Origin of the sequence: Pseudarthrobacter sp. H2, from assembly GCF_050157045.1 — a bacterium.
Taxonomy (GTDB): Bacteria; Actinomycetota; Actinomycetes; order Actinomycetales; family Micrococcaceae; genus Arthrobacter.
In genome coordinates, this window is sequence record NZ_CP189594.1 from 2721745 (window position 1) to 2742477 (window position 20733).

Genomic DNA, 20733 nt, shown 5'->3' on the forward strand with positions numbered 1-20733 from the left:
GCAAATCGGCCGGATCCGGGCCGGCTATGTGGATAAGCGGGCTCAGTCCCGGGCTGCGGCCCGGCGGCCGCGGCGCGTTTCGGGCACCGTTTCGAACTCGCCGGCAGGGCCAAGGACGCTGCCGCCGGCGGCTTCGCGGTCGGTGACGCCGACGGCGTCGTCCCCCGGCCGGGGCGCCGCAACACGGCTGCTGCTCCGTCCGACGGTGCCGGCTTTGATCCCGGTGGCCTTGACCACGAGCACGGCGATCAGGGTGGTCACGGGGATCGCCAGGACCAGTCCGATGGAGCCGACGAGCGTGCGGATCACTTCCTCGGACAGTTCGGCGCTGGTGAGGGCGTCGCCCAGGGGCCGCTCGTACAGCATCACGATGATCAGGATGGGCAGGGCCGCGCCGGCGTAGGCGAAGGCGATGGTGTAGACGGTGGAGGCGATGTGGTCCCGGCCGATCCGCATGGCTGAGGTGAAGAGCTTGCGGGCTGACGTCTCCGGGGCGAGCTCCCACAGTTCCCAGACGGCGGAGGACTGCGTGATGGTGACGTCGTTGAGGACACCCAGCCCGGAAATAATGAGCCCGCACAGGATGATGCCGGAGATGGAGATGTGGTCCGAAATGTTCGCGAGCGTGGCGGCGTCGTGGTTGCCCACCCCGGCGAGGTTCGCGGCGTCGGTGGCCCAGGCCGCCAGCAGTGAGGTGATGCCCAGCCCGAACATCGTCCCCAGCAGCGCCGTCGACGTCCTGGCGGAGAAGCCGTGAGCGAAGTACAGCACCCCGATCATGATCACCGTGGATCCCACGAGCGCCAGGAGCAGCGGCGGTTTCCCTTCGACCAGGCCGGGCAGCATGAAGGAGACCAGCACGGCGTAGGCCCCCGCCAGGCCGATCAGGGCCCGCAGCCCCCGCCAGCGGGCCACCGCGATCACGACGACGGCGTAGAGCACCGCCAGGAAGATGATGGGCAGCGTGCGGACGAAATCGACGAAGACGTAGGCGGGTGAACCCTGGGCGGAGGCGCCCTGGACCCCGGAGAGGTTCAGGTAGCGGATGTTGTCGCCGGGCTTGACCCCGTGGGATTTGGCGACGTCGGGGTTGATGACCACCTTGACCGGGTTGCCGCCCTTGTCCGGCTGTGTGTAGGCGAAGGTGCATTGCGAGCCCTGCGGCGCGGACTGGCCCTCCGGGGCGCCTTGGCCTGAGCCTTGCCCTGCGCCTGGCTGGGAGCCTGGCTGGGAGCCGTCCGTGCAGCTGCCCGCCACGACCCGCTGGATCTTGCCGGTGTCGAAGGTGACCCCGGGCGCGGCCGCGTACGGGCTGGCCAGCGTGACGCCCTCTTTGCTGCCCGAGGGCCACATCATGACCATGGCTGCGAGCGTCAGGAGCGTCAGCGGGATCAGGACGGCGGCCAGGATCCAGTTGGCCTTCTTCCGTGCGGCGCGCGCCTGGGGCGTCGGCTCAGCATGCTCCGTGGGGGCATGCGAATGTCCGGCGCCCATCAGCAGTTCAACCTCATGCCATGCAACTTTACGGCGTGCGCGGAGTCCCGGCGGACGGGTGAAGCCCTGCACCCGGGGCCCGGCGTGCGCGGAGTCCTGGCGGACGGGTGAAGCCCTGCATCCCGGGCCCGGCATCCCGGGCCCGGCGTGCCCCGGGCCCATCGGTACGGCCATCGGCTCCGAATGGCCAATGGAAAGGTCCCTGGGAACCCGGGGATTTTTCCTGCCGCCGGTTCCTGGAACCAGTCCGGACCTTGAACTGTCGGCGCGGCAACCTAGGCTTGGTAATTGACGGATGGGAGGACACCGGCGTGGCCATACGCAAACTCGACGACCGCGAACATGTTGTGCCCGGGGCGGGGCCGGCGGCGAAGGCCGTGCTGACAATCGCCGATGCAGCCGGGGACACCCGCGGCGTCGCCCTGGTCCTGCACGGCGGGCGGGCGGACAGCTACGATGCGGTCCGCGCCCGGAGCCTGAGTCCGGCCCGGATGCTGCCGTTCGTACAGGCCCTCCGGGATCAGGGCGGGCCCCACGGCCTGGCAGTATGGAACCTCCGGAACCGGTACCGGGGGTGGAACGGGGAGGACATGTCCCCTGTCCAGGACGCCCGGTGGGCACTCACGCACATCAGCCGCGAGCATCCGGGCGTGCCCGTCTATCTCCTCGGCCACTCGATGGGCGGGCTGACGGCCCTGTGCGTCGCGGACCACCCGCAGGTGGAGGCCGTCGTGGCCCTTGCCCCCTGGCTGAACGGGGCCACCCCGGTGGACCCGGTCGCCGGGCGGCGGATCCTGATCGTGCACGGCACCGAGGACCACTGGACCAGCCCGGCCAATTCGCTGGCCTACGCCCGGCGGGCTGAAGGCGTCGCTGAATCCGTGGACTATGTCGCGCTGAAGGGTGCCGGTCACTTCATGCTCCGCCGCCTGGGGCTGTGGAACGCGCTCGCGGACGGATTCATCCTCGATGCTTTCGCGGCCGGCACCGGAACCCGGATGGAGCGCAGCACGGACGCCCTCCGCCGGCTCCTTCCCGCGGCCGGAGCCGGCCTTCCGGTGGTGCTGTGATGGTGGCGCTGTGATGCCGCAATTTCCGCTCGGTGCCTTTATCGCCAGCCTTCCCTGGGTGGCCGCGGCGCTCGCGGTCCTGCTGGCGCTGACCTTCGCTGTCGCCGTACGGCAGGGCCGCCATTCGGTGATGGACACGGTGTGGGGGCCCGGTTTCGTGCTGGTGGCCGCGCTCTCGTGGCTGCTCTCGGCAGGCCACGGCGACGGCGGACGCCGCCTGCTGCTCCTGGCCCTGGTGGCGGTGTGGGGCCTCCGGCTGGCCGCGCACATCGGGGTCCGGGCCCGCGGCGGGCACGAGGATCCGCGGTACGTGGACATGCTCTCCGCCGCGCCCGGCTCCCGGAACGTCTATGCGCTGCGCCGGGTGTACCTGCCGCAGGGCCTGGTGCTGTTCTTCGTCTCGCTCACCGTGCAGGTGGGCATGTTCAGCACCGGGACGTCCGGCTGGCTGGCGCTGGCCGGGGCCCTGCTGTGGATCCTGGGCTTCGTCTTCGAGGCGGTCGGCGACTGGCAGCTGACACGGTTCAAGGCCGACCCGTCCAGGCGCGGGACCGTGCTCGACACCGGGCTCTGGCGCTACACCCGCCACCCCAACTACTTCGGCGACGCCGTCGTCTGGGCGGGCCTGTTCCTCGTGGCCGCCGATTCCTGGCCCGGCGTCCTGACCGTCCTCTCCCCCGCGCTGATGATCTGGACCCTCGCCGGCAAGACCGGGAAACCCCTGGCGGAGCAGGCCATGTCCGCCCGCCCCGGGTACAAGGAGTACATCGCGGCCACCTCGGGCTTCATCCCGTGGCCGCCCCGCCGCATCTGAGGGCCGGCACCCGCGGGTGCTCCCCATTTCCAGGTTCATCCAACAGGAGGCACACCATGGCCTGGCGGCCCGAGCCCAGCGACCGCTTCTACCGCTTCATCGTCCGCACCGGCCTGCTGCTGCGCTGGCTGTTCCGCATCCGCGTCACCATCACCGGCCGGGAGCATCTCCCGACGCCGGAACCGCGCCGTGGTTCCCCCGGCGGATCCTCCCGGCACGTCACCCCGGGAACGGGGGCGGTCGTGGCGATCACCCACTTCGGCTACCTCGACTTCGCCTTCGGCGAGCTGCTGCTCTGGCGGAACAACCGGGCCCAGCTGCGGTTCCTGATCACCCAGGGCGCCGCGGACCATTGGCTCGCGGGGCCGGCCATCAGCGCCGCGGGACAGGTGGTGGTGGGGTACGGGTCGGGATCGCACGCGTACGACGAGGCCGTCGCCAGACTCCGTGCCGGCGAGTACATCGCCGTCCTTCCGGAGGCAGGCGTCAGCCGCAGCTTCCGGGTCCGCGAATGCAAGACCGGCGCCGTGCGGATGGCCGCCGAGGCCGGCGTGCCGATCATCCCGGTCTCCGTCTGGGGCGCCCACCGGCTGTTGACCCGCCACCACGGCTTCTCGCCCCGCCGGGCCTGGCGTGCCCCGGTCCGGATCCACGTCGGCGAACCCCTGCTCCCGGACCCGGCGGTGGATGTGCCGGCCGCCACGGCAAGGCTGCGCGAGGTGCTCCAGGCCGGCATCGACACCGGGATCGCGGACTTCCCCCTGAGCCCGGCCCCCGGCGCCTGGTGGATGCCGGCGGACCTCGGCGGCGGGGCACCCACCGAGGAGCAGCGGCGCAAGCTGGACGATGCAGAGGGTCCGCGGCGCCCGGGCGGCTGGCGCCTGTAAACCCCTGCCGGCGCCGCCGTCGTCGTCCCGGCAGTGCGTGCCCGTTAAACCCAACTGACCCGCAGTAGTTGTCGTTTTCAGGCGTGGGAACGACAACTACTGCGAGTCAGTTGGGGAAGCTCAGTCGGAGACGACCAGCGTTTCGGCGCCCTGGACGTGCGCCTTGCCGCTTTCCAGCAGCGGCTCGACGACGGCACGGAGCGCGGTCATGGAGTCGTCCACTTCCAGCAGGACCGGGTACTGGTACGCGATCAGGGCCAGCAGGTCCCGGACCGCGGCCTGGGCCTGCTCCGGGCCGAGCTGCGGGTCGTGGCCCAGGAACACGTCCGTCGGCTGGCCGGATTTGGCCTGCGCCGCACCCTCCCCCTCGGCCGGGGCAAGCTCCGCGTAGCTGATGGCGAAGGCCTCCAGCCGGCCCTTCCGGCTCGCCGGGACGCCCTGGCCGAAGGCGCTGGCCTTGGGCGCCCGGAGCACGATCGCGCCGTGGGCCCCGCTCAGCTCGTCCAGGAACAGCCGCTGCACGGTGCCGATGCCCAGCTCCCCGGGGCTGTCCCAGCCGTGCACGGCCGTGTAGTAGCGGCCCACGACGTCGCTGAGTTCCACCGAACCGGTGGCCAGATCCTCCACCTGGTCCGAGGCCGCGGACTCCGACCCGTCACCGAAGACCGGCAGCTTGAGCACCCCCGGCTCCACGACGACGAGGCGCGAACGCTGGATCGGGGCCAGGCCCGCCGCCTCGGCGAACGCCGCCCCCGGGGTGCCCGGCTCCACCTTGCAGCGGAGCCTGGCGACGCCCGACGGCGCCCGCTGGGCCTCGTGCCGGAGCATGGTCAGCAGCGTGGAGCCGACGCCGGCACGGCGGTGCTGCCGGTCGACCTCGATGTAGGCCCAGAGCCGTTCCGGGTGCAGGGTGGCCTCGTGGACGACCCCGGCGGCGACCGGGATGGCCACGCCGTCGACGACGTCCTCCGCCACGATGCAGCGCCGCCACGGGGCATTCCCCGAGGGCGCCAGCGTGCCGCGGAACTGCCCGGCCTGGACCGTTTCCGGGCCGCCCCAGATTTCCAGCAGCGCGAGGTCGTCGCCCTCACGCCATTCACGGTATGCGATCGCCATGGTCAGGCGCCGATCAGGCGTGCGGCCAGGTAACCCTCCACCTTATCCAGGGAGACGCGGTCCTGGCTCATGGTGTCGCGTTCGCGGATCGTCACGGCCTGGTCATCGAGGGTTTCGAAGTCCACGGTGATGCAGAACGGGGTGCCGATCTCGTCCTGGCGGCGGTAGCGGCGGCCGATGGCGCCGGCGTCGTCGAACTCGATGTTCCAGTTCCTGCGCAACTGGGCGGCGAGGTCCTTGGCCTTCGGGGACAGGTCCTCGTTGCGGCTCAGCGGCAGCACGGCGGCCTTGACCGGGGCCAGGCGCGGGTCGAGCCTGAGCACGGTGCGGACGTCGACGCCGCCCTTGGCGTTGGGTGCCTCGTCCTCGGTGTAGGCGTCGACCAGGAACGCCATGAAGGAGCGGGTGAGGCCGGCGGCGGGTTCGATCACGTACGGGGTGTAGCGCTCGTTGGTGGCCTGGTTGAAGTAGCTCAGGTCCGTGCCGGAGGCCTTGGAGTGCGTGGAGAGGTCAAAGTCGGTGCGGTTGGCGATGCCCTCCAGCTCGCCCCACTCCGAGCCCTGGAAACCGAAGCGGTACTCGATGTCGGTGGTGCCCTTGGAGTAGTGGCTGAGCTTGTCCAGCGGGTGCTCGAAGAAGCGCAGGTTTTCCTCCCGGATGCCCAGGCCGGTGTACCAGGACATGCGCTCCTTCATCCAGTACTGGTGCCACTGCTCGTCCGTGCCGGGCTCGACGAAGAATTCCATTTCCATCTGCTCGAACTCGCGCGTGCGGAAGATGAAGTTGCCCGGCGTGATCTCGTTGCGGAAGGACTTGCCGATCTGGCCGATGCCGAACGGCGGCTTCCTGCGGGAGGCGGTGAGGACATTGTTGAAGTTGACGAAGATGCCCTGGGCGGTCTCGGGGCGCAGGTAGTGCAGGCCCTCTTCGCTGGCCACCGGTCCGAGGTAGGTCTTGAGCAGGCCGGAGAACTCCTGGGGTTCGGTCCATTCGCCGCGGGTGCCGCAGTTGGCGCACGCGATGTCCTTCAGGCCGTTCTCGGCGGGGCGGCCCTTCTTTTCCTCGTATTCCTCCTCGAGGTGGTCCGCGCGGTAACGCTTGTGGCAGGAGAGGCACTCCACCAGGGGGTCGGAGAAGACGTCGACGTGGCCGGAGGCCTCCCAGACCTGGCGGGGCAGGATGACCGAGGAGTCCAGGCCGACGACGTCCTCGCGGCCGCGGACCACCGACTGCCACCACTGGCGCTTGATGTTTTCCTTGAGCTCCGCGCCGAGGGGTCCGTAATCCCAGGCAGAACGTGAGCCACCATAGATTTCACCGGCCTGGAAAACGAAACCCCGGCGCTTGGCGAGGGAAATGATCTGGTCGAGGACGGATTTTGCTGCCATGGGAACTCCAATTTCTACAGGGCCGCTGGGTGCGGTCCGCGGTCTGCGCCCCGGATCCCCGGCTGGTGCCGGACGGAGCAGTGCGAACGGTGCGGTGCGAACGGTGCGGTGCGAACGGTGCGGTGCGAACGGTGCGGTGCAGGAAGCTGCGCCTCCTAGCCTACCGGCCTGCTACCGCTTCAGGGCCCCCTTGGGCCAGGGCAGGGTGGCGAGGACTATGGCGGCGAGCGTCAGGATGGTGCCGAGGACCGTGGGCAGCGCCACCACGGTCCCGGGCACGGGCAGGACGACGTCGAGCGCCAGGGACCCCAGCAGCTGGCCGGCGATCATCCCCAGGCCCGTGACCAGCACCCCGAGGCTGCGGACCAGCAGGGCGCCGACGCCGATGAAAACGGCGCCCATCGGGCCGCCGAGGTAGTACCACCACTGGCCCGGGAGGCCGTTGCCCGCACCGGCGACGGCGAGCTTGATCAGCCAGGCGATCCACAGCAGGGCGGTGCCGGTGATGAAGTTCACCAGCGTGGCGGCGATAGGCGTGCCGTAGTGGACCGTGGCGGTGCCGTTCATGGCCTGCTGGAAGCTCATCAGGAAGCCGGCCAGCACGGGCAGGAGGATGGTGGCCAGCAGCGCTCCGGTGCCGGATCCGCCGTCGTGCCCGCCGCCCGCCGCCGCCGATCCGGCGAGGCGCGGGGACACGGCCCAGGCGACGGCGGCGATGGTCAGGAGGCACCCGAGCACCCGGATGCCGGTGATGCGTTTCTTGCCGGCGGGCCCGATCCCCAGCCGGTCCACCAGCAGGCCGCTGACGGTCTGGCCGGTCACCGCGGCCACGGTAAACAGGGCCACTCCCAACAGCCCCACCGTGAAGGACTGCGCGAAGACGAAGAACGCCCCGATGCAGCCGGCCAGCACATAGTAGGGCGGGAACCGGCGTTCCCGGACGGCCGGCAGGATCCGGGCCAGCCCCGCCCGGCCCTTCGGCAGGAGCAGGGAAATGACGATCATCAGGACCAGCCCGGTGGTGAAGCTGACCACTGCGGCTCCGATGCCGTCCCCCAGCACCGCCCCGAGCGCGCCGTTGATGCGCCCCTGGACGGGGATAAACAGGCCGGCGGCCACGGCCAGGGGCAGGCCCGCGAGCAGCGGGAGGCGGGCGGGATGGGTCATTCGTGGCACCTTACGTCAGGCATTATTGCTCTATGAGCAACCCGGAAATTGAAGAGGTCCCCATCCGCGACGACATGATCCGCCTGGGCCAGCTGCTGAAGCTTGCCGGCCTCGTGGAGGACGGTGTGGAGGCGGCGGAGCTGATCAGGAACGGCCTCGTGAAGGTCAACGGCGAGATCGATGACCGCCGCGGTCGCCAGCTCCACGACGGCGACACCGTCACGGTCAGCGGCCGGACCGTGCGGATCAGCACGCCAGCCGGTTCCTAGCGCCCGGGCGGGCGGAGCCGCCGGGCGGGCGGAGCCGCCGGGCGGGCGGAGCCGCCGGGCGGGCGGAGCCGCCGGGCGGGCGGAGCCGCCGGGCGGGCGGAGCCGCCGGGCGGGCGGAGCCGCCGGGCGGGCGGAGCCGCCGGGCGGGCGGAGCCGCCGGGCGGGCGGAGCCGCCGGGCGGGGCCGCGGGCCGGCGGGCTACTTGTTGAGGACCTCGTGGGTGAGGAACTCGGACACATGGCCCAGTTCCTGCTGGTTGATGCCGTGCCACATGCCGGAATACAGCACCTTGGTGAGCTTCACATGCTTGCGGACCCAGCCCATTGTGTACTCGATCTTGTCCGGCGTGATCACCGGGTCCTGCTGGTCCCGGCCCCAGAACAGCGGCACCGTCCCCTCCAGTTCGTGGTCGCGGAAGCTCGGGTCGTCCCCGGCGTCGACGGCAAATCCTGACAGCCCGACGACGGCGGTGAAGTCCGCCGGGCGCTGCCGCAGCAGCGTCGTGGCCATGGCCATGCCCATGGAGAAGCCGAGCAGCGTCACCGAGGGGTGGTTGGCCTTGACGGAGTCGATCCAGGACTGGGCGTACCCGGCTGCTGCCTTGACGGCGTCGAGCGAGTAGTCAACGGTGCCGGTCAGCGGGAACCAGGTGAAGCCCGCCCCGGAGACCAGGGGCGCACGGACGGAGGCCACCGCGAACTCCCCGGGCAGCATGTCCGCCAGGCTGAGCAGGTCCAGCTCGTTGGCGCCGTAGCCGTGCAGCAGGACCAGGAGCGGTTTGCCGGCCCTGGCTTCCTCGGGCTTGGACCACAGGACAACGGGGGCAGGGAAGGCATCTGCAAGAGTCATGGAACCATTCTTACAGTTACCCACCGGTAACAAGTTGCGTTGGCGTAGCTTTGCCTGAAGAGTGCAGGACATGAAGGTAAGCGAGACCGAAGCCATGGAGAATTCCCCCGGGAGCGTCGTAACCCACCCCTGGACCCGCTATGTGGCCCTCGGGGATTCCTTCACGGAAGGCATCGGGGACCCTGAGCCGGCCAGCCCGGGCGGGCACCGGGGCTGGGCGGACCGGGTGGCTGAGGAACTCAGCCGCGGCCACAATGACTTCGCCTACGCCAACCTGGCGGTCCGGGGCCGGCTCCTGCAGCAGGTCGTTGACCAGCAGCTGGCCCATTGCCTGTCCCTCAAACCGGACCTCATCACGCTCTCGGCCGGCGGGAATGACCTGATCCGTCCCGGCGGCGACCCGGATGCGCTGGCGGAGAAGCTGGACTCGGTGGTGCAGATCCTGGGCCTGGGCGGTGCCACGGTGGTCCTCTTCAACGGCCCCGACACCGGTTCCACGGTGCTGGGCCGGATCCGCAGCAAGGTGGCCATCTACAACGAGAACCTCCGCACCATCGCCGCCCGCCACGACGCCGTCATTGCGGACATGTGGTCCCTGCGGCAACTGAACGACCCGCAGATGTGGGATGCGGACCGGCTGCACTTTTCCCCGCTGGGCCACCACACGATCGCGGCCATGGTGCTGGATTCGCTCAACGTCCAGCACACCCTGGAGCCGCTCTCGCCCAAGCCCCTGCCGCAGCGCAGTTGGCGCGAAGCCCGGTCCGAGGACCTCGTCTGGGCAAAGGAATACTTCGTCCCCTGGGTGGTCCGCCGGCTGCGGCACCGCTCCACCGGGGACGGCATCACCGCCAAGCGCCCCCTGCCGGGTCCGGTGTTCGGCCCAGGTGTCCCCCTGGGCTCCGGCGAGGGCCCCCCTGGTGCCGAGGTGCCCGTGCGGTCCTGAGCGGGTCCGGGCATAAGCTGGAGGGAAACACTTGAGAGGCGCGGCACCGTGAACAGTCTGTTTTTTTGGATCATCGTCCTGTCCTTCGTGGTACCCACGGCGCTGCGCCTCTACCGGAAATCGGTCCGCCGCCGCAACCAGGACCGGGGCATGCCCGGCGGGTTTCCGAACGAGCTGGGCGGCGGGTACCCGGGCCAGTATCCGGGCGGGTATCCCGGCCAGTTCCCGGGCCAGGACAAGCAGCCGCGGGACGGCTACACCCAGCAGGACTACTTCAGCGGGGGCTTCCGGCAGGCCGGCGGCGCCGGCCGGCCCGCGACCCCGGACCAGCCGTACCCGGGCTCCCCCTACCCAAACTCCCCCTACCCGGACCAGCAGTATCCGGGCGGGCAGGGCTACGGCGCCCCGGTCCCCTATGAGGACAGCCCCGGGTACCTGAACAGTCCTCCCGTGCCAGGGCAGCGCCCAGCGGGACAGCCGTCGGGGCCCGCGGTTCCTCCGCCGCCGTCGGGCCCGCAGGGGTACAGGGCGCGCAAGCTCGCCGAACTGGACCAGCGGTACAGCGACGGCGAGATCGCCATGGAGGATTACATGGCCCAGCGCGCGGAGATCATGAAGGGCTGAGCCGCCCGTGCAGGCCGCGGCGTCCGGGCCGAAGGCGTCATCCAGCCGGCCGCATGTCAGCAGGACGCCGCATGTCAGCCGAAGAAGGTCTGCCGGAACTGTTCGCTGAGCTGGCCGATTTCGGTCAGGAAGCCGTCGTGGCCGATCGGCGCCTCGATCATGTGCAGCGGGACCTCGCCCGGCAGCGCGTTGGCGAGTTCACGGGACTGCGCGGGGAAGTACAGCCGGTCCGAGTCCACCGCGGCAACCAGGAAGTCGGCCGTGGCCGGCGCCAGGGATGCCGCGAGGGTGCCGCGTCCCCGGCAGACGTCGTGGCTCATGAGGGCCTCGGTGATGGCGATGTAGCTGTTGGCGTCGAAGCGTCGGACCAGTTTGTTGCCCTGGTGGTCGAGGTAGCTTTCCACCTGGTAGCGTCCGCGCCCGGCCAGCGACCCGGCTTCCAGCGGGGCCTCGGCGGCCTGGGCATTACGGCCGAACCGGCCGTCCAGCTCGGCCGCGGAACGGTAGGTGATGTGCGCGATGCGGCGCGCCAGGGCCAGGCCTGCTTCCGGTTCCGGGCCGCCGTAGTAGTCGCCGCCGTTGAAGTGGGGGTCCTGGCGGATGGCCAGGGTCTGGGCCTGGGCGAAGGCGATCTGTTCGGCCGTGCTGCTCGCGCCGACGGAAATCACGGCGCAGCGCCGGACCCGGCCCGGGTAGCTGACAGCCCACTCCAGGGCCCGTGCGCCGCCAAGGGAACCGCCGACCACGGCGAACCAGCTGCGGATCCCCAGGGCGTCGGCAAGCCTGGCCTCGGCCGCGGTGGTGTCCCGGAGGGTGACCAGCGGGAACCGCGACCCCCAGGGTTGACCGTCCGGCGCCGGCGTCGAGGGCCCGGTGGAGCCGTAGCAGCCGCCCAGCATGTTGACGGAAACGACGAAGTACTTGTCCGTGTCCACGGGGGCGCCGGGTCCGGCGAGCTGCTCCCACCAGCCCGGTTCCTCGCTGGCTCCCCTGGTGACGTGCGTGTCCCCGGTCAGCGCGTGTTCGATCAGCACCGCGTTCGAGCCGTCCGCGTTGAGCGTCCCCCACGTCTCGTAGCCGAGGACGACATCCGGCAGGCGGGCTCCGGATTCAAGCTCGAGGTCACCGATCGGCAGGAACCGGACGGTCCCGTCGGGCACCGCCCCGGATTCCACGGCCTCAGATTCCACCGTCCGGGGATCCGCCGTCCCGGGATGGGTTGTCTGGGAATCCGTTGTCTGGGGGCTGAGCGTTTCAGGTGGCACGGGGGCAGTTCTTTCGGCTGCGTGGTCCGATGGCTGAACTCCGGACGCCCCGCTGCGGGTGATGGCAATTGTCATGTGAGGACCTAACTTCGCGCTTGCCCGCCGGCAGCTGACCGGCAGGCCAGGTCTTCACCCGGGGCACCCCGCCGCAAAAGGAGGGTTGCCGGCCAGCAAGCCGGGGCTGTCGCTGGCACTCATGACCTTCAACGAGTTTACGAAAGAAGCCGCCGGAATGACGAAGATTGTGACGCCCATGTGACTCCCGGCGTCCCACACGTCAGGGACGCCGGGACCCAACGGATCTCAGGCGCTCTTGGCCGCCCGGAATCCGGCGTCGAGGTCCGCAAGGATGTCGTCGATGTGTTCCAGTCCCACCGAGAGCCGCACGAGCCCCGGCGTCACGCCCGCCACTGCCTGCTGTTCCGCCGTGAGCTGGCTGTGGGTGGTCGACGCCGGGTGGATGACCAGGGAGCGCACGTCGCCGATGTTCGCCACGTGCGAGTGCAGCTCGAGCGCATCAACGAAGCGCTTGCCAGCCTCCGCTCCGCCGGCGAGGTTGAACGACACGACCGCGCCGGTGCCCTTGGGCCCGTACTTGCGGCCACGCTCGTACCAGGGGCTGGACGGCAGCCCCGCGTAGGCGACGGATTCGACGTCGTCCCTCGCCTCCAGCCACTCAGCCACCCTGGTGGCGTTGGCGACGTGGCGTTCCACGCGCAGGCTCAGGGTCTCGATGCCCTGGGCGATGAGGAAGGCGTTGAACGGGGAGACGGCCGAGCCGAGGTCGCGCAGCAGCTGGACGCGGGCCTTGAGGATGTAGGAGAGGTTGGCGCCCAGGGCGCCGTCCGCCCCGAGGTCCCGGGCGTAGACCAGGCCGTTGTAGGTGGGGTCCGGGGTGTTGAAACCGGGGAACCGCTCCGGGTCCTTGCCGAAGTCGAAGTTGCCGGAGTCCACGATCACGCCGGCAATCGCGGCGCCGTGGCCGCCGAGGTACTTGGTGGCGGAGTGCACCACGATGTCCGCGCCCCACTCGATCGGACGGATCAGGTACGGGGTGGACAGCGTGTTGTCCACGATCAGCGGCACGCCGGCCTCGTGCGCCACCTTCGAGACGCCTTCGATGTCCAGCACATCCTGGCGCGGGTTGGACACCACCTCGCCGAAGAACAGCTTGGTGTTGGGCTTGACGGCGTCGCGCCACTGCTCCAGGTTGTCCGGGTCCGCCACGAAGGTGACCGAGATGCCGAACTTCTTCAGCGTGTGGGCCAGCAGGTTGTAGGTTCCGCCGTAGAGGCTGGGGCTGGCCACGATGTGGTCGCCGGCTTCGGCAACGTTGAGGATCGCGAAGGTCTCCGCGGCCTGGCCGGAACTGAGCAGCAGGGCGGCGAGGCCGCCTTCGAGGCTGGCCACGCGCTGCTCCACCGCGTCCTGGGTCGGGTTCCCGATCCGGGTGTAGATGGGGGCAAGCTCGGCCAGCGCGAAGCGGTTGGCGGCGCTCTCGGCGCTGGGGAAGACGAACGACGTCGTCTGGTAGATGGGCAGTGACCGCGCGCCGGTGGCGCTGTCCGGCTCCTGGCCGGCGTGGATCTGGCGGGTTTCGAAGGACCAGGCGTTGGACATCGGAACAGCTCCTCAGGGGACCGGGCACAGGCCGCCCTGGGCTCATCGCCCGGGACGGCAGCGGCGCCGCGCTTGCCCTCCGGCGGGCGCCGGACGGCCAGGTCTTCACCCGGGGCACCCCACCGCGATACGAGGGTTGCCGGCCAGCAAGCCGGGGCTGTGCGCTGGCACTCATGACCTGGCTTCAGTCTAGGAACGCCCCAGCCGCGCTGGATAGCTTTATGACGAAGATGAAGGCGCAGCGGTTCCCCCAGCAAATCCCGGCAGGACATCCCACCACGGTTAGGACCGCCTAAGCTGAGAGCCCCATCACAAAGTGCCAAGATGATGGCATGCGCATGGATCATGTCTCTTACGCCTGTGAACACGATGGCTTGGCAGCCACCACCGAACGAATTGCGTCCGCCCTCGGCGTCGAAGCCGTGAAGGGCGGAGTACATCCCCGGTTCGGGACCCGCAACATGATTATCCCGCTCGCGGGACACAAGTATCTGGAGGTCGTGGAGGCCCTGAACCATCCGGCTTCCGACAAGGCCCCCTTTGGCCAGGCAGTCCGCGCCCGCTCGGAAGCGGGCGGCGGCTGGATGGGCTGGTGTGTCGAGGTCGACGACCTGGCACCCTTCGAGGAACGCCTTGGCCGCGCCGCGGTCAACGGCAACCGGAAGTTCCCGGACGGCCGTGAGCTCGTCTGGAAGCAGATCGGCATCCTGGGCCTCATTGCGGATCCGCAGGTCCCCTACATGCTCAAGTGGGAGGGCGATCCGGAACTTCACCCGTCCAACGCCTACCCGAGCAACGTCAAGATGTCCGCCCTCACGATCGCCGGCTCAGCAGAGCGCGTCACCGAGTGGCTCGGCGTGCCGGTGGAGAAGCCGCTGGAAGACGTTGCCGTGAACTGGCTGGCCCCCCGCGGCACGCCGGGCATCCTGTCCGTCACCTTCGAAACGGCAACCGGAGCCGTCACCATCTGACGCTCCCGCCGCCCAACTCTTCGGCCGCCATCAGCGGGTGCCACTGACGCCACCCACCGATGGCGGCCGAATTCTTTTTAATGCCTCCTTCGCGGCCCGCTTCCCAGCCGCCGCCCCGGCCGCCGCCTCAGCCCAGGCCGATCGCCTTCCCGAAGAGGCTGAATCCGACGAAGGCCACGGTGTCCAGGACGGCGTGCGCGATGACCAGCGGCATCACCCGCCGGGTCCGCGTGTAGACCAGGGCAAAGACCACTCCCATCACCGCGTTGCCGATGAAGGGCCCGAAGCCCTGGTACAGGTGGTAGCTGCCGCGCAGCATGGAACTGACGAAGATCGCCGCCGGCATGCTCCAGCCGAATTTGCCGAGCCGGTCCAGCAGGTAGCCCACGACGATCACCTCCTCCACGATCCCGTGCCGCACCGCGGACAGGACCAGCACCGGGACAGTCCACCAATAGGAGTCCAGCGCGCTGGGGATGATCGCCGTCGTGATGCCGAGGGCGCGGCCGGCGGCGTACAGGCCCAGGGACGGAATCCCGATCAGGGCGGCCAGCCCCAGCCCCTGCAGCACGTCCTTGCCGGGCCTGGCGAAATCCAGGCCCAGCTTCCGGAACGCCGAGGCGCCGCGACGGCTGCTTCCGGACAGGCCCGCCCGGTGTTCGGTGAGGAAATAAATCACCAGGACCACCGGGACCAGGGCGAAGATGATGTCCAGCAGCTGGTACGTGAGGTCGAAGTACTCACGGCTGCTCTGCGAGCGGTTCAGCGTGGACGTCCCCTGCGCCAGCGGCGCCTTGGTCAGCTTGTCCAGCAACTGGACCACCGAGTACACCGCCGACTGCCCCAGCGACAGCCCCAGCACAATCCATACTTCTAGCCGCAGCCGACGGCGGGAGGGAACCAACATGTTCCCATCTTGCCCGCACTTGCCGGTAGTTGCCTGATCCCGGCTTTTCCGGGGCCGGCGCCCGGGCTCTTCCATGGCCGGCGCCCCGGCCGGCCCTATGCTTGGAGCTTATGAGTGCGCCCGGGAAAATCATCATGATCCGGCATGGCCAGTCCGCCGCCAACGCCGACACCTCGATCTACAACCGGGTGCCCGATTACCGGATCCCCCTGACTCCGCTCGGCGTCGAACAGGCCACGGCGGCCGGCGAGCAGGTCCGCCGGCAGCTGGACGGGCGACAGGTGTGCGTCTATGTCTCCCCGTACCTCCGGGCCTACCAGACCCTCGAGGCCCTCAACCTGGGGCCCCTGGTCGAGCGCGTCATCGAAGAGCCGCGGCTGCGGGAACAGGACTGGGCCAACTTCCAGATCGCCGACGACATCGAGGACCAGAAGGAGCTCCGCAACGCCTACGGCCACTTCTTCTACCGCTTCCGCGAAGGTGAGTCCGGCTCCGATGTCTACGACAGGATTTCCTCGTTCATGGAGACCCTGCACCGGCACTGGTCCAAACCCGGCTATGCCCCGAACGCGCTGTTTGTGACGCACGGACTGACCATGCGGCTGTTCTGCATGCGCTGGTTCCACTGGTCCGTGGAGTATTTCGAGTCCCTGAACAACCCCGACAACGCCGAGGTCCGGACCCTGCTGCGCACCGCCCGCGGCAAGTACGAGCTCGACAAGCCCTTCAGCCAGTGGGAGGACCGCCGCGTGGACGAGACCGTCCTGGACGCCCCGCCGATGTTCTTCTAAAAGGTTGGCGGCCGCGACCGGGCCCGCAGCCCCGGCGGGTACGCTGGCTCCGACGGTTACATTGGAGGCATCGCCCACAGGAGGAACGCATGGAGATTGAGGACGTTGACCTGCTCGTCGTCGGCGGAGGGAAGGCCGGGAAAACCCTGGCGATGGACCTGGCCAGGGCCGGCAGGACCGTCGCGATGATCGAACGCTCGATGATCGGCGGCACCTGCATCAACGTGGCGTGCATCCCCACCAAGACCCTCATCAACAGCGGCCGGGTCCTGGACACGATCCGCCGGGCCGGAGAATTCGGCATTTCCGGGGCCGAGGACCCGCGGATGGACCTCACACTGCTGCGCCACCGCAAGGAGGACGTCGTGGAGACCATGGTGAAGGGCCAGTTCTCCGCCTTCACCGGCTCCGGCATGGACTTCATCCAGGGCGAGGCGAAGTTCACCGGACCCCGGACGGTGGAGGTGACCCTGAACGACGGCGGCGTGCGCACCCTGCGCGGCACCGACGTCGTGCTGAACCTGGGCACCGAACCGCTGCTGCCGCCCATCGACGGCCTGGCGGAGTCCGGCGCGCAGACCAGCAACACCCTGCTGGAGCTGGAATCCCTGCCGGAGAGCATCATCATCCTCGGCGGCGGGTACGTCGGCTGCGAATTCGCGGACCTGCTCAACACCATCGGCGTAAAAGTCACCATCGTCCAGGGCGGCGGCCAGCTGCTCGCCCGGGAGGACAAGGACATCGCCGCCGCCATCGAGCAGAACTTCACGGACGCCGGCATCACCCTGCGGCTGGGGGCCAGGGCACAATCGATCGCCCGCGCCGCCGACGGAACCGTCACGCTCACGCTCTCCTCCGGTGACACCGTGACCGCCGATGACATCCTGGTGGCGGTGGGCCGCAAGCCCATGACCGAGGGCATAAACCTCGAAGCTGCCGGCGTGGAACGTGACGACCGGGGCTTCATCAGGGTCGACCAATACCTTCACACCACCGCCGACGGCGTGTGGGCCGCCGGGGACGCCGCCGGCACCGCCCAGTTCACCCACGCGTCCTACGACGACTACCGCGTGCTGCAGACCAACCTGGCGGCGAAGGCCGGCACCGGGCAGCCGCGCAGCACCGCCGGCCGGCTGATTCCGTACAGTGTGTTCACCACCCCGGAACTCGGCCGCGTGGGCCTGGGCGAGCAGCAGGCCCGGGACGCCGGCCACAACGTCCGCATCGCAAAAATGCCGGTCACGGCCATTCCCCGGGCCCGGACCGTGGGGCATCTGGAAGGGGCCTGGAAGGCGGTCATCGACCGGGACACCAACAAGATCCTCGGCGCGGCCCTGCTGGGCACCGAAGCCAGCGAAACCATTGCCGTGGTGCAGATGGCGATGCTGGCCGGGCTGGAATACACCGCCGTGCGCGATGCCATCCTCACCCACCCGACCATGGCCGAGGGCCTGACCCTGCTGTTCACGCCCGCCTACCTCGAGGACTGAGGGCGGCGGCCGCCGGGACGGCCCGGCACCAGGCCCGCGGTTTCCGGGACATTCCCGGCCCTTCAGACCTAATGAATGGCCTTGAGCCCCACGACGCCGCCGACGATCATCGCCAGGAACAGGACCTTCAGGGCCGAGACTGGCTCCGCACCGGTCACCATCGCATACACGACGGTCAGCACCGCGCCGATTCCCACCCACACGGCGTACGACGTCCCCAGGGGAAGCTCCCGCATGGCATACGCCAGACCCAGCATGCTTGCCGTCAGGGCCACGATGAAAACCGCAGAGGGAACAGGGCGGCTGAATCCTTCGGATTTACCCAGGGCTGTAGCCCACACCGCTTCGAGAACGCCGGAAAGCACCAAAACAAGCCATGACATTACGTCTCCTACGGGCCGTCTCGTCGCACACCGGGTACGGCACCCATCGTCCGGGAAACCCTGTCCGGGGTTCCCCTCCAAGTTCGCACGTCCGCCTGCGGCCTGGCAACTTCTGAATTGCGTCGCGGCCCGGCACCCTTCGCGCGAAGGGTGCCGGGCCGCCGTCGTTTAATTCCGGGGTCTATCCGGCGGCCACGGGTTGGCCGTTGGGGGCCTCCAGCACCAGGCCGTCGAGACTGGGCCCCGCCACGCCGGCGATCCGCACGGCCGAGGCGCCGGCGCCGTTGGCGATGATCTTTCCGCCCACCGCCAGCGATCCGACGGGGCCCTCCAGGTCCACCGTGGCCAGGCTGTCGCCGTCGGTGGAGATGTCCGCCCCGATGTCCACGGAGCCGATCCGGCCGGTCGGTTTCACGCTCAGGGCGATGGCCGCCAGGGGCATCAGGACGCCCTTGACCAGGCTTTCGCCGGTGCCGCCGGAGGTGGACAGGCTGCCCTTGATGGTCAGCCTGGGCAGCTCGCGGCTGACCTGCACGCCCACGGACCCGTCGCCGCGGGTGGTGATCGAGTCGAACACGGCCTCGCGCAGGGAGCCGTCGTAGACGTTGAAGCCGCGGGCGCCCAGGCCGGTGGTTTCGATGGGCGCCTGAACCGTGAGCACGCCGATGTCGCCGAAGTTGACGAAGCCGATGCCGCTGGGGCCGTGCGAGGTGACCTTTGCCTTGGCCGTCCAGTTCTCCACCGCACCCCAGTTGTCCAGCACCATGTCGTTCTGGCCGAACGTGGTGGTGGTGCCCAGGTTCACGACGTCCGCGGCATGGGCGCCGCTGATGATGAAGACGCCGCCGCTGATCAGGTCCGGGGTGCCCGGGGCGATGCCGCCGTCGGAGAAGACGTCCCCGGTGGAGAGCAGCTCCAGCGTGACGGCGCCGCCGTCGGCCTTGCCCGCCGTATCGCCGTGCCCGCCGACAAACACGCCGCCGCCGCGCACCGGGGCCCCGGCGCTGCCCGCGGAGATGTTCTCCAGCCGTGCGGTGAGCACGACGGCGGCGTCCGGCTGCCGGTTCCAGAGGGTGAAGGCGCCCTGCAGCGCCTCGACGCCGAACCCGGCGGGCCGGTCCGCCCGGCCCCGGGTGTCCGCCTCGGCCACGTGCACGCCGTCGGCCTCGATGCGGCCGGACCGGACGCTGCCCTCCGCGCTGAGGTAAACCTGCCCGTAGCTGGTGACGTCCGCAAGCCGCAGCGTGCCCAGGTCCGCCACGGTGTGGTCGTTGTAGACGGCGAGCTCGTGCGCCGAGGTGCGCACCGTGATGTTCTCGACCGTGTTGTCGCTGGTCAGCCGCAGGCCCTTGGCCCCGAAGACCAGCTCCCCGCCGCGCAGGGCCACCCCGGGCGGCAGGGTCACCGAGGGCATTCCCTTCAGCGTGCCGGAGATTTCAACCTCCCTGGCCCCCGATGCCAGGGCCTCATTGAGCTGTGCAACGTCTGATACCTGGGTCCAGGACACAACACCACCACCGTTCTGCGGATCGGAATCATAGGGCGGCAACCGCCGTTGGCGCCGCCCCTCGCATGATACTCCCGCGTCAGTCCCATCCCAGGGCGGGACGGAGGTCGCGGGAAATCGACTCGAGCATCCGGACGTTGAAGTCCACGCCAAGCTGGTTCGGGACGGTGACCAGCACCGTGTCCGCCGCGGCCACGGCCGCGTCCCGGGAAAGCTCCTCCACCAGGCGGCCGGGTTCACCGAGGTAGCTGCGCCCGAAGCGGGCCAGCCCGCCGTCGAGGTAGCCCACCTGGTCGCGGGCGTCTGCCTGTGCACGCAGCCCGAAGTACCGCCGCGATTCGTCGTCGATCAGCGGAATGATGCTTCGCGATACGGACACCCGGGGCGTGTGCCGGTGGCCGGCGACCGCCCAGGCCTCCCGGAAGCCGGCGATCTGCTCGGCCTGCAACTGGTCGAAGGGAACCCCGGTGTCCTCCGTCAGCAGGGTCGAGGACATGAGGTTCATGCCCTGCCGCCCCGCCCAGCGGGCGCTGGCCCGGTTTCCGGCACCCCACCAGATCCGCTCGGGGAGCGTCGGTGACAGCGGCTGGACCGGGACCAGCCCGAGGTGCCCGCCGCCCTGCGGGCTGGCGTGGGCCATGCCTGCGCCGGCGATGGCGCTCCGGAAGCGCGCGGTGTGCCGGCGTGCCATGTCGGCGTCGGACTCGCCCTCGGCCGGGAGGTGCCCGAAGGCCTCGTACCCGGCCACCACCGACTCGGGGGAACCGCGGCTGACCCCCAGCTGCAGGCGGCCTCCGCTGATGAGGTCGACGGCGGCCGCCTCCTCCGCCAGGTAGAGCGGGTTCTCGTAGCGCATGTCAATGACGGCGGTGCCGATCTCGATCCGGGAGGTGCGGGCGGCAATCGCGGCGAGCAGGGGGAACGGCGAGGCCTGCTGCTCGGCGAAGTGATGGACGCGGAAGTACGCTCCGTCGATGCCGACCTCCTCCGCGGCCACGGCCAGCTCGATCGCCTGCAGGAGGGAGTCCCGGGCGGAACGCACGTGCGACCCAGGGACGTCGCGCCAGTGGCCGAAGGACAGAAAACCGATCCGTTTCATAAAACTCACACCCTTTCACAAGGACCTGTGCTTCCGGAAATGGGGCGGCGGCGGGGCCGGTCCCGCCGTGGCGGGT

20 protein-coding genes and 3 riboswitches are annotated in these 20733 nt (G+C 69.7%); of the genes, 9 read left to right on the plus strand and 11 right to left on the minus strand.

What is annotated here, in order from left to right; genetic code table 11:
• Window positions 1–42: 42 nt before the first annotated feature.
• Window positions 43–1494 (minus strand): YibE/F family protein, encoded by a 1452-nt coding sequence (locus ACQCSZ_RS12895; protein ID WP_427004173.1) that lies wholly within the window; start codon window positions 1492–1494, stop codon window positions 43–45.
• 311 nt (window positions 1495–1805) lie between these two features.
• Between ACQCSZ_RS12895 and ACQCSZ_RS12900 the strand changes: the two genes are divergently transcribed.
• Genes ACQCSZ_RS12900 through ACQCSZ_RS12910 form a run of 3 tightly spaced genes read left to right on the plus strand, consistent with a single transcriptional unit; the run spans window position 1806 to window position 4265 of the window.
• Window positions 1806–2564 carry an alpha/beta hydrolase gene (locus ACQCSZ_RS12900; protein WP_427004174.1) on the plus strand — a complete coding sequence of 253 codons (759 nt, stop codon included), beginning with the start codon at window positions 1806–1808 and terminating at the stop codon, window positions 2562–2564.
• A gap of 13 nt (window positions 2565–2577) precedes the next feature.
• Complete coding sequence (locus ACQCSZ_RS12905) at window positions 2578–3378, plus strand: DUF1295 domain-containing protein (RefSeq protein WP_427008330.1); 801 nt, start codon at window positions 2578–2580, stop codon at window positions 3376–3378.
• 56 nt (window positions 3379–3434) lie between these two features.
• Window positions 3435–4265 (plus strand): lysophospholipid acyltransferase family protein, encoded by an 831-nt coding sequence (locus ACQCSZ_RS12910; protein ID WP_427004175.1) that lies wholly within the window; start codon window positions 3435–3437, stop codon window positions 4263–4265.
• A 120-nt stretch (window positions 4266–4385) separates the two neighbouring features.
• Here ACQCSZ_RS12910 and ACQCSZ_RS12915 read toward each other — a convergent pair whose 3' ends face one another.
• The 3 genes from ACQCSZ_RS12915 to ACQCSZ_RS12925 form a co-directional block, all read right to left on the minus strand.
• Window positions 4386–5381, minus strand: coding sequence for a GNAT family N-acetyltransferase (locus ACQCSZ_RS12915; RefSeq protein ID WP_427004176.1), 996 nt, complete (start codon window positions 5379–5381; stop codon window positions 4386–4388).
• A 2-nt stretch (window positions 5382–5383) separates the two neighbouring features.
• On the minus strand, window positions 5384–6769 hold the full coding sequence (locus tag ACQCSZ_RS12920) for a glycine--tRNA ligase (RefSeq protein WP_427004177.1): 1386 nt from the start codon (window positions 6767–6769) through the stop codon (window positions 5384–5386).
• A gap of 171 nt (window positions 6770–6940) precedes the next feature.
• On the minus strand, window positions 6941–7936 hold the full coding sequence (locus tag ACQCSZ_RS12925) for a DMT family transporter (protein ID WP_427004178.1): 996 nt from the start codon (window positions 7934–7936) through the stop codon (window positions 6941–6943).
• A gap of 32 nt (window positions 7937–7968) precedes the next feature.
• On the opposite strand from ACQCSZ_RS12925, the gene ACQCSZ_RS12930 reads away from it, so the two are divergent.
• Complete coding sequence (locus tag ACQCSZ_RS12930) at window positions 7969–8205, plus strand: RNA-binding S4 domain-containing protein (protein WP_211877996.1); 237 nt, start codon at window positions 7969–7971, stop codon at window positions 8203–8205.
• Between the two features lie 198 nt (window positions 8206–8403).
• On the opposite strand, the gene ACQCSZ_RS12935 is transcribed toward ACQCSZ_RS12930, so the two are convergent.
• On the minus strand, window positions 8404–9054 hold the full coding sequence (locus ACQCSZ_RS12935; RefSeq protein WP_427004179.1) for an alpha/beta hydrolase: 651 nt from the start codon (window positions 9052–9054) through the stop codon (window positions 8404–8406).
• Window positions 9055–9124: 70 nt separating this feature from the next.
• Here ACQCSZ_RS12935 and ACQCSZ_RS12940 point away from each other — a divergent pair, with 70 nt between their 5' ends.
• Both ACQCSZ_RS12940 and ACQCSZ_RS12945 read left to right on the plus strand, forming a co-directional pair.
• A complete protein-coding gene (locus ACQCSZ_RS12940; protein ID WP_427004180.1) occupies window positions 9125–10000 on the plus strand; it encodes an SGNH/GDSL hydrolase family protein in 876 nt (291 codons plus the stop codon).
• A 48-nt stretch (window positions 10001–10048) separates the two neighbouring features.
• Complete coding sequence (locus ACQCSZ_RS12945) at window positions 10049–10624, plus strand: hypothetical protein (protein WP_427004181.1); 576 nt, start codon at window positions 10049–10051, stop codon at window positions 10622–10624.
• A gap of 74 nt (window positions 10625–10698) precedes the next feature.
• On the opposite strand, the gene metX is transcribed toward ACQCSZ_RS12945, so the two are convergent.
• Window positions 10699–11964, minus strand: a complete 1266-nt coding sequence (gene metX, locus ACQCSZ_RS12950) for a homoserine O-acetyltransferase MetX (RefSeq protein WP_427004182.1) — start codon at window positions 11962–11964, stop codon at window positions 10699–10701.
• An 11-nt stretch (window positions 11965–11975) separates the two neighbouring features.
• Window positions 11976–12091: riboswitch (SAM riboswitch) on the minus strand.
• 101 nt (window positions 12092–12192) lie between these two features.
• Window positions 12193–13509 carry a bifunctional o-acetylhomoserine/o-acetylserine sulfhydrylase gene (locus tag ACQCSZ_RS12955; RefSeq protein WP_427004183.1) on the minus strand — a complete coding sequence of 439 codons (1317 nt, stop codon included), beginning with the start codon at window positions 13507–13509 and terminating at the stop codon, window positions 12193–12195.
• 63 nt (window positions 13510–13572) lie between these two features.
• A riboswitch (SAM riboswitch) is annotated at window positions 13573–13688 on the minus strand.
• 153 nt (window positions 13689–13841) lie between these two features.
• Here ACQCSZ_RS12955 and ACQCSZ_RS12960 point away from each other — a divergent pair.
• A complete protein-coding gene (locus ACQCSZ_RS12960; protein ID WP_211878004.1) occupies window positions 13842–14480 on the plus strand; it encodes a VOC family protein in 639 nt (212 codons plus the stop codon).
• Between the two features lie 127 nt (window positions 14481–14607).
• Here the strand turns inward: ACQCSZ_RS12960 and ACQCSZ_RS12965 are convergent, their stop codons facing one another.
• Window positions 14608–15387, minus strand: a complete 780-nt coding sequence (locus tag ACQCSZ_RS12965) for a CPBP family intramembrane glutamic endopeptidase (protein ID WP_427004184.1) — start codon at window positions 15385–15387, stop codon at window positions 14608–14610.
• Between the two features lie 110 nt (window positions 15388–15497).
• Between ACQCSZ_RS12965 and ACQCSZ_RS12970 the strand changes: the two genes are divergently transcribed.
• Both ACQCSZ_RS12970 and ACQCSZ_RS12975 read left to right on the plus strand, forming a co-directional pair.
• Window positions 15498–16178, plus strand: coding sequence for a histidine phosphatase family protein (locus ACQCSZ_RS12970; protein WP_427004185.1), 681 nt, complete (start codon window positions 15498–15500; stop codon window positions 16176–16178).
• Window positions 16179–16267: 89 nt separating this feature from the next.
• A complete protein-coding gene (locus ACQCSZ_RS12975) occupies window positions 16268–17668 on the plus strand; it encodes a dihydrolipoyl dehydrogenase family protein (protein ID WP_427004186.1) in 1401 nt (466 codons plus the stop codon).
• A 68-nt stretch (window positions 17669–17736) separates the two neighbouring features.
• Here ACQCSZ_RS12975 and ACQCSZ_RS12980 read toward each other — a convergent pair whose 3' ends face one another.
• The 3 genes from ACQCSZ_RS12980 to ACQCSZ_RS12990 form a co-directional block, all read right to left on the minus strand.
• Complete coding sequence (locus ACQCSZ_RS12980; protein WP_427004187.1) at window positions 17737–18051, minus strand: DMT family transporter; 315 nt, start codon at window positions 18049–18051, stop codon at window positions 17737–17739.
• Window positions 18052–18060: 9 nt separating this feature from the next.
• Window positions 18061–18127, minus strand: a riboswitch (guanidine-III (ykkC-III) riboswitch).
• Window positions 18128–18232: 105 nt separating this feature from the next.
• Window positions 18233–19558, minus strand: a complete 1326-nt coding sequence (locus tag ACQCSZ_RS12985; RefSeq protein ID WP_427004188.1) for a hypothetical protein — start codon at window positions 19556–19558, stop codon at window positions 18233–18235.
• Between the two features lie 79 nt (window positions 19559–19637).
• Entirely contained in the window at window positions 19638–20657 is a 1020-nt protein-coding gene (locus tag ACQCSZ_RS12990; protein ID WP_427004189.1) for an LLM class flavin-dependent oxidoreductase, read from the minus strand.
• Between the last annotated feature and the right edge of the window lie 76 nt (window positions 20658–20733).

Excerpts from the sequence above, each read along its gene's own strand:
- ACQCSZ_RS12940 (WP_427004180.1), top strand. The coding sequence starts at position 9,125 with ATGAAGGTAAGCGAGACCGAAGCCATGGAGAATTCCCCCGGGAGCGTC.
- metX (WP_427004182.1), bottom strand. The coding sequence starts at position 11,964 with ATGACAATTGCCATCACCCGCAGCGGGGCGTCCGGAGTTCAGCCATCG.
- ACQCSZ_RS12975 (WP_427004186.1), top strand. The coding sequence starts at position 16,268 with ATGGAGATTGAGGACGTTGACCTGCTCGTCGTCGGCGGAGGGAAGGCC.
- ACQCSZ_RS12920 (WP_427004177.1), bottom strand. The coding sequence starts at position 6,769 with ATGGCAGCAAAATCCGTCCTCGACCAGATCATTTCCCTCGCCAAGCGC.
- ACQCSZ_RS12910 (WP_427004175.1), top strand. The coding sequence starts at position 3,435 with ATGGCCTGGCGGCCCGAGCCCAGCGACCGCTTCTACCGCTTCATCGTC.
- ACQCSZ_RS12930 (WP_211877996.1), top strand. The coding sequence starts at position 7,969 with ATGAGCAACCCGGAAATTGAAGAGGTCCCCATCCGCGACGACATGATC.
- ACQCSZ_RS12980 (WP_427004187.1), bottom strand. The coding sequence starts at position 18,051 with ATGTCATGGCTTGTTTTGGTGCTTTCCGGCGTTCTCGAAGCGGTGTGG.
- ACQCSZ_RS12905 (WP_427008330.1), top strand. The coding sequence starts at position 2,578 with ATGCCGCAATTTCCGCTCGGTGCCTTTATCGCCAGCCTTCCCTGGGTG.
- ACQCSZ_RS12990 (WP_427004189.1), bottom strand. The coding sequence starts at position 20,657 with ATGAAACGGATCGGTTTTCTGTCCTTCGGCCACTGGCGCGACGTCCCT.
- ACQCSZ_RS12895 (WP_427004173.1), bottom strand. The coding sequence starts at position 1,494 with ATGGGCGCCGGACATTCGCATGCCCCCACGGAGCATGCTGAGCCGACG.
- ACQCSZ_RS12965 (WP_427004184.1), bottom strand. The coding sequence starts at position 15,387 with ATGTTGGTTCCCTCCCGCCGTCGGCTGCGGCTAGAAGTATGGATTGTG.
- ACQCSZ_RS12925 (WP_427004178.1), bottom strand. The coding sequence starts at position 7,936 with ATGACCCATCCCGCCCGCCTCCCGCTGCTCGCGGGCCTGCCCCTGGCC.
- ACQCSZ_RS12955 (WP_427004183.1), bottom strand. The coding sequence starts at position 13,509 with ATGTCCAACGCCTGGTCCTTCGAAACCCGCCAGATCCACGCCGGCCAG.
- ACQCSZ_RS12935 (WP_427004179.1), bottom strand. The coding sequence starts at position 9,054 with ATGACTCTTGCAGATGCCTTCCCTGCCCCCGTTGTCCTGTGGTCCAAG.
- ACQCSZ_RS12960 (WP_211878004.1), top strand. The coding sequence starts at position 13,842 with ATGCGCATGGATCATGTCTCTTACGCCTGTGAACACGATGGCTTGGCA.
- ACQCSZ_RS12915 (WP_427004176.1), bottom strand. The coding sequence starts at position 5,381 with ATGGCGATCGCATACCGTGAATGGCGTGAGGGCGACGACCTCGCGCTG.
- ACQCSZ_RS12970 (WP_427004185.1), top strand. The coding sequence starts at position 15,498 with ATGAGTGCGCCCGGGAAAATCATCATGATCCGGCATGGCCAGTCCGCC.